Below are 7,015 nucleotides of genomic sequence, written 5' to 3'. Positions count from 1 at the left end.
TTACTCACCCGTTCGCCGCTCGAGTACCACCGAAGTGGCCTTTCCGCTCGACTTGCATGTGTTAAGCACGCCGCCAGCGTTCGTCCTGAGCCAGGATCAAACTCTCCATCGAAAACATACCCACCAACCCACCACCAAAGCAGCAGACCAGCAGGACTATCAATAAGAGCCACATCCATGACTGAACAAAACTAGCAATTTTAAGACCCCCTCCACAAAGAAGGGGCCTCGCCAGAATCATTGTCAAAGAAACCGCGACACCAACACCCACCAACCCCAAAAAAGGAGCCGGCAGACAAACGTTGACGTCAACGGGGCATAACAAACTAATTCGTCGACTAATCAAACACACTGTTGAGTTCTCAAGAATCAGACGCACCCACATCGCGATCCGGTGCGGATCTCGGTTGCGTGGGGCAACTGGTGAAACTTAGCGAGCGACTTTCTGCCGTGGCAAATCCTCGGCTGTTTCGCTCTGACCCGGTGGTGTCACCGTGACCGGTGACCGCTTCGAGTTGTCCTGCCCGGGGCCGGGAGCCCGACCTGACCGGTCTTGCTCCCCGCCGCTCCCTGGCGACAGAGAGAACATTATGCAGTTCGCCCGGATCGTGCAAATCGAAACGCTGTGACCGCGACCACACTCGCGTTTGCGCAGGTCAGAGGCCTGTTGTGACCCCTGGGACGGTTGGGAGTGGGTGTCGGGCGGCCCGCAGGGGCCCCCCCGACGACGTCCTCAGGAGACCTCGACGCCCGCGAACTTCTTCTTGCCGCGGCGCAGCACGAGCCAGGACCCGGCGACCAGGTCGGACGTGGAGGGCTGCAGCTCGGGGTCCTCGACCCGCACGTTGTTGAGGTAGGCGCCGCCCTCCGCGACGGTGCGCCGGGCCTCCCCCTTGCTCTTCGCGAGGCCGGCGGCCACGAGGAGGTCGAGGATGCCGGGCAGCTCGCCGGCGGGAAGCGTCGTACCGCCGGCCTCCCTCAGGGCGGAGGCGAGGGTGTCGGGCTTGATGCCGTCCAGGTCTCCCCCGCCGAACAGCGCGGCGGCCGCGGCCTTGGCGTGCTCGACCTCGTCGGCTCCGTGAACCAGCGCCGTGACCTCGTCGGCCAGCCGCTTCTGGCCGGCGCGCAGGAACGGCTTGTCGGCCGTCTGCTGCTCGAGGTCCTCGATCTCCTCGCGCGGGAGGAGGGTGAAGATGCGCAGCAGCTCGCCGACCTTCTCGTCCTCGACGTTGAGCCAGAACTGGTGGAAGGCGTAGGGCGAGAGCATCTCGGGGTCGAGCCACAGGGCGCCGCCCTCGGTCTTGCCGTACTTCGTGCCGTCGGTCTTGGTGATGAGCGGCGTGGCGAAGCCGTAGGCGTTCTCCCCCGTCACCCGCCGCACGAGCTCTGCTCCCCCGGTGATGTTGCCCCACTGGTCGGAGCCGCCGAACTGCAGCACGACCCCGTGCTCGCGGAAGAGGTTGAGGTAGTCCATCGACTGGAGCAGCACGTAGGAGAACTCGGTGTAGCTGATCCCCGACTCGAGCCGGCGCTTCACCGTGTCGCGCGCCAGCATCCGGTTGACCGGGAAGTGCTTGCCGATGTCGCGCAGGAAGTCGATGGTCGACAGCGACGCGGTCCAGTCGTAGTTGTTGACCGTCGTCGCGGCGTTGCTGCCCTCGAAGGTCACGAAGCGCGAGACCTGCTGCCGCACACGCTCGGTCCACTCCTTGACCGTGTCGAGGGAGTTGAGCGTGCGCTCCCCTGAGTCGCGGGGATCGCCGATCATGCCGGTGGCGCCGCCCACCAGGATGTAGGGCGTGTGGCCCGCGTCCTGCAGGCGTCGGGCCGTGACCAGCTGGACGAGGTTCCCCATGTGGAGGCTCGGGGCGGTCGGGTCGAAGCCCACATAGAACTTGACGCTCCCCTCGCCCAGCGCGGCGCGAAGCGCGTCGCGGTCGGTGGAGTGCGCGATGAGGCCGCGCCACTCCAGCTCGTCGAGGACGTTGGGGCTGGTCACGTGAGTTCCTTGGGGTGAGGTGGACTGGTTCGCGGGCACTAGCCTAGGGCGAGGACGCAGGAGGTTCGGCACGTGATCGCAGGCAGGTACCGGCTCGAGCGGCAGATCGGCCGCGGTGGCTCCGGCACGGTGCACCTCGCGCTCGACGAGGTCCTCGGCCGCCGGGTGGCGATCAAGCGCATCGGGCTGATCCCGGGCTCGGACAGCGCCGAGCTCGAGCGCGCCGAGCGCGAGGCGCGGCTCGCCGCGGCGCTCAACCACCCCCATGTGGTGTCCGTCTTCGACCTCGTCGACGAGGAGGACGTGCGCTGGCTGGTGATGGAGTACGTCGACGGCCAGACGCTGAGCGAGCGGGTGCGGACCTCGGGCGCCATGGACGCCACCGAGGCGGCGACGCTGCTGGCGCAGACCGCCGAYGCTCTGGTCGAGGCCCACGACCACGGCATCGTGCACCGCGACGTGAAGCCCAGCAACATCATGATCGCGAACGGTGCGGCCAAGCTGAACGACTTCGGCATCGCCCGCTCGGAGGACGACCACTCCCTCACCCAGACCGGGCTGGTGACCGGCTCGCCGGCCTACCTCGCCCCCGAGGTCGCGTCGGGCTCGTCGGCCACCCCCGCGAGCGACGTGTGGTCCCTCGGCGCCACGCTCTACCACGCGGTCACGGGCAAGCCGCCCTATGACGTCGGCGACAACCTGATCGGCGCGCTCTACAAGATCGTCCACGAGGACCCGCCGCGGTTGCCCGACGACCACCCCATGGCCGGTCTGCTGACGGTGATGATGAACCGCGACGTCGAGGCGCGCTGGACGATGCCGCGCGTGCGCGACGAGCTGGCGCGCATCGCCCGTGGGCAGCGCTCCACCGTGGTCCCGGCCCCCGCTCCGCCGCCCACCCGCGAGGTGACCGGCATGCTGCCGCCGGTGCAGGCCGGGCCGCCGGCTGCGACCTCCCCACGGCACGGCGCCCGCTGGGGGTGGCTGGCGGCCGCCGCGGTGCTCGCGGTCGCAGCCGTCGTGGCGGCGTACGTCTGGGCGGGACGCGGCACCCCCGAGGCGCTGCCGGACGAGCAGCAGACCCGCTCGGCGGAGACGTCGGAGACCACGACCGGCAGCACCTCTCCCCCGGTCACCGCGGAGGACACCCGCGCACAGATGGACGCGTTCATCACCTCCTACCTCGCCACCGTCACGAGCGACCCCCGCGCGGCCTTCGACCGGTTGACGCCCGAGTTCCAGCAGGCCAGCGGCGGCTACGAGGGCTACATGGGGTGGTGGGGCCGCGTGCAGTCGGCGTCCCTGGCCGAGGTCGCGAGCGACCCGTCGGACCTGACGGTCGGCTACACCGTGAACTACGTGATGCGGACCGGGGAGCGGAACACCGAGCGCGTGCGGCTCCAGCTCGAGCGGTTCGACGACCAGCTCCTCATCGCCGGCGAGGGGTAGTCAGCCGGGCCCGGTCGCGGATCCGCCGAGGTCGTGGCGCTGCGCCCACAGGGCGGCCTGGGTGCGATCGGCGACGCCGATGCGCTGGTAGGCCGAGGTGAGGTGCGCCTTGACGGTGCGCTCGGTGATGCCGAGCCGCTGGGCGATCTGCTTGTTGAGCAGGCCCTCGACCACGAGCCGGAGCACCTCGGCCTCGCGCGGAGACAGCGCGGAGACCTCGACGTCCTCGGACTCGGCGGCGACGGTCGCCCGGCGCGACAGGAGCCGCCGCGCGGCCCGGGGATCGAGGGGCGACCCGCCCCGCGCCACCGCGCGGATGCCGTCGAGGAGCACCTCGGGCTCGGCGTCCTTGAGCAGGTAGCCCACCGCCCCGGCCTCGATGGCGGCGTCGATCCGGGCGAAGTCGGAGAAGGACGTCAGGACAAGCACCTCCGTGCCGGTCGCCTCGCCGACGATCGCGCGGGTGGCCTCGACGCCGTCGAGGACGGGCATCTGCAGGTCCATCACCGCCACGTCGGGCCGGTGCTCGCGCACGAGGTCGACGGCCTCGCTGCCGTCCCTCGCCACGCCGACCACCTCGAGGTCGTCGGTCGACTCGATCAGACCGGTCAGGCCGCGCCGTACGACGGCGTGGTCGTCGGCCACCACCACGCGGATCATCCGACCGGCACCTCCACCCGGACCATCGTGCCCGAGCCCGGCGCGGACTCGACCTCCCAGGTGCCGCCGTGCTCGCGCACGAGGCTCTCGGCCGCGCGCAGGCCGAAGTGGTCGTCGGTCGCCACGGTGGCCGGGTCGAAGCCGACCCCGTCGTCGACGACCTCCAGCACCAGTCGGTCATCCTCGTGACGGACGGTGAGCGACATCCGGTCGGCGTGGGCGTGGCGCGCGACGTTGCGGACCGACTCCTGGGCGACCCGCCACAGCAGCGCGACCGCCGGTCGGGACGCCCCGTCGGCGCCGCTGACGTCGACGTCGACTGTCGTCCCGGTCGCCACCAGCGGGGCGACCAGGTCGTCGACCGCGGCGGCCAGGCCGGCGGTGTGCAGGTCGGGCGGGTAGATCTCGACGAGGAGCGACCGGAGGGACCGCATGCTCACCCGCAGGGACCGACTGACGTCCTCGAGCTCGCGGCGGTCGGGCTCGTCCGCGTGGGCCGCCAGCGCCGAGAGTGCCATCGACGATCCGGACAGGTCCTGCACGACGCCGTCGTGGAGGTCGCGGGCGATGCGGAGCCGCTCGGCGTCAGAGGCACGGACGGCCGCCTCGAGCAGGCGCTCGCGCTCGCGCGCGGCACGTGACAGGCGCCGGGACAGCAGGAGGACCAGCGGGGTGCCGAGCGCGACGAGGGCGAGCAGGGCGCCGATGGTGATGGGAAGGAACCGGTCGAGGATCTGCGTCCGGCTCGCGCGGATGTCGTCGACGCCGAGGTAGGCCTCGAAGAGGAGCGGCTCGCCCTCGGGCGAGCGGACGCGGGTGTAGACCTCCAGGAGATCGCCCCCGAGGTCACGCTCGAAGCGGTTCTCCGGCCGACCGAGGTCGGACAGCTCCGCATCGGTCCCCCCGTCACGCAGCACCTCCAGCTCGTCGTCGCCGAGCGGGTAGCGCGCGCCGATCAGCTCGGTGCGGTCGCTGTAGAGCACGGTGCCGTCGGCGTCCCACAGCTTGATGCGCAGCACGTCGTCGACCAGCAGCCGGTCGAGCGCCGTACGGTCCATGCGGTCGATGGCGGCCGCGTCGCCCTCGGTCAGGCCGGGCGGGATCGCCGGCTGGGCCACGGACCGGGCGAGCACCCAGGTCAGCGAGCGGGCGTCGGCAATCGCCTCCTCGTCCGCTGCCGAGCGGCTCAGGGCGCTGGTGGCCAGCACGACGACGACGAGCGTGACGAATCCCGCGGCCAGGAACTGAGCCACGGGATTCGTCAACCAGCGCATGGGGCGTACCTCCGATGTGGTCAGTAGTTGACCACACCCCGACACACCTGGCCGTCCCGCACGGCGCGGAACGCGAGGGTGTCGGTGCCGGCGAGGTTCACCACCTTGCGCTCCACCTCGAACGAGCCGCTGCGCGCGGTGGTGGTGGCGACGCCGCGGTCGCTCACCGAGCCGTTGTGACGCAGCGTCCAGCGCCACCGTTGGCCCGCGACGTCGGAGTCGATCTCGCCCTCGACCTCGAGGCGGCCGTCGTCGGTCTTGACCTTGAGCTTCCAGTCCGCGCCGGCGCTGCAGCTGCCCGTGCGGATCACGCGGTCGTCGTCGTCGCGCGTGCGGTCGCCGCCGTTGTCGTCACCCGCACCGTCGTCGCTGCCACCGCCGTGACCACCGTGGTCGTCACCCGGCGGGTCGTCGTCGCCGCGCACCGACGACGGGTGGTCGACCTGCGCGGCGCCGGCCGTGCCGACGCCCACCGTGCCGACGCTCAGGCCGGCGAGGGCGATGCCGACAGCGAGTGCCCGGGCCAGTCGGGTCGTCGTGGTGATCGTGCTGTTCATGGGTCCTCCTCGGTTGGTGGTCCCAGCCTCGTCGCCCGGGGCGACGCCGACGAGATGGCCGATGGTGCTAGTACCCCCGACTGGTCCCAACGGGTGTGAGGGCGACGTGGTGCAGTGACTAGCCTTGAACGTCAGCCAACGAAGGGGGCTACGTGATCGCAGGCAGGTATCGCCTGGAGAAGGAGATCGGCCGCGGAGGTGCCGGTGTCGTCCACCTCGCGCACGACGAGCTGCTGGACCGCCGGGTCGCCGTCAAGCGCATCGGCCTGCTGCCCGGGACCACCGCCGACGACGTGTCACGCGCCGAGCGCGAGGCGCGGCTGGCGGCCGGGATCAACCACCAGCACGTCGTGTCGATCTTCGACCTCGTCAAGGACGAGGACTGCTACTGGCTCGTGATGGAGCACGTCGAGGGACGCACGCTCGCCGAGCTGGTCACCGACGACGGCCCGCTCCCGGTCCGACGGGCAGCGGCGATCCTCGCCCAGGCCGCCGATGCGCTCGTGCAGGCCGGCACCGCCGGGGTCGTGCACCGCGACGTCAAGCCGAGCAACATCTTCGTGGGCGCCGAAGACCGCGCCAAGCTCGGCGACTTCGGCATCGCGCGGGCCGCCAGCGACACCGTGCTCACCCAGACCGGCCTGATCACCGGGTCCCCCGCCTACCTCGCGCCCGAGGTGGCGACCGGGGAGCCTGCGACCGCGGCGAGCGACGTGTGGTCGCTCGGCGGCACGCTGTTCCACGCGCTGGCCGGCAGGCCGCCGTACGACGTCGGGGACAACGTGCTCGGCGGCCTCTACAAGATCGTCCACGAGGACCCGCCCCGCCTGCCCGACGACCACCCGGCCGCCGGGCTGCTGGCCGCGATGCTCGTCAAGGAGCCGGCGCAGCGCTGGCCGGTGGCGAAGGTGCGCGACGACCTGCGGCGCCTCGCACGTGGCGAGCAGTCGGAGGCACCCGCACCGACCGGTCGCGACGCCCAGGCCACGGCCGTGATGGCCGCCGCTCCCCCGGCACCTCCGCCGCAGGAGCGCGGCGCCACGACCAYAACGACGTCCGGGCCGGCTGCGGCCGCC

Annotated in this window: 6 protein-coding genes and 1 rRNA gene; 2 read left to right on the top strand and 5 right to left on the bottom strand. The window is 71.2% G+C overall.

Going from position 1 to position 7,015, the window contains the following annotated elements:
• Positions 1–112: ribosomal RNA gene (locus tag ACXJKB_RS22555) — 16S ribosomal RNA — on the bottom strand; the annotation flags it as partial.
• Positions 113–733: 621 nt separating this feature from the next.
• Positions 734–1,999 (bottom strand): tyrosine--tRNA ligase, encoded by a 1,266-nt coding sequence (tyrS, locus tag ACXJKB_RS22550; RefSeq protein WP_457192429.1) that lies wholly within the window; start codon positions 1,997–1,999, stop codon positions 734–736.
• Positions 2,000–2,071: 72 nt separating this feature from the next.
• On the opposite strand from tyrS, the gene ACXJKB_RS22545 reads away from it, so the two are divergent.
• A complete protein-coding gene (locus ACXJKB_RS22545) occupies positions 2,072–3,448 on the top strand; it encodes a serine/threonine-protein kinase (protein WP_457192427.1) in 1,377 nt (458 codons plus the stop codon).
• Here ACXJKB_RS22545 and ACXJKB_RS22540 read toward each other — a convergent pair whose 3' ends face one another.
• The 3 genes from ACXJKB_RS22540 to ACXJKB_RS22530 are packed head-to-tail and all read right to left on the bottom strand — an operon-like array spanning position 3,449 to position 5,939.
• Positions 3,449–4,108, bottom strand: a complete 660-nt coding sequence (locus ACXJKB_RS22540; protein ID WP_457192425.1) for a response regulator — start codon at positions 4,106–4,108, stop codon at positions 3,449–3,451.
• On the bottom strand, positions 4,105–5,361 hold the full coding sequence (locus tag ACXJKB_RS22535) for a sensor histidine kinase (RefSeq protein WP_457192423.1): 1,257 nt from the start codon (positions 5,359–5,361) through the stop codon (positions 4,105–4,107). Before ACXJKB_RS22535 ends, ACXJKB_RS22540 begins: the two co-directional genes overlap by 4 nt.
• 41 nt (positions 5,362–5,402) lie before the next feature.
• Positions 5,403–5,939 (bottom strand): hypothetical protein, encoded by a 537-nt coding sequence (locus ACXJKB_RS22530; RefSeq protein ID WP_457192421.1) that lies wholly within the window; start codon positions 5,937–5,939, stop codon positions 5,403–5,405.
• A gap of 152 nt (positions 5,940–6,091) precedes the next feature.
• On the opposite strand from ACXJKB_RS22530, the gene ACXJKB_RS22525 reads away from it, so the two are divergent.
• On the top strand, positions 6,092–7,015 hold a 924-nt coding region (locus ACXJKB_RS22525), incomplete at its 3' end, for a serine/threonine-protein kinase (protein ID WP_457192419.1).

Source organism: Nocardioides sp. P5_E3, assembly GCF_054049275.1.
This window is presented reverse-complemented; position numbering and strand designations above follow the sequence as displayed.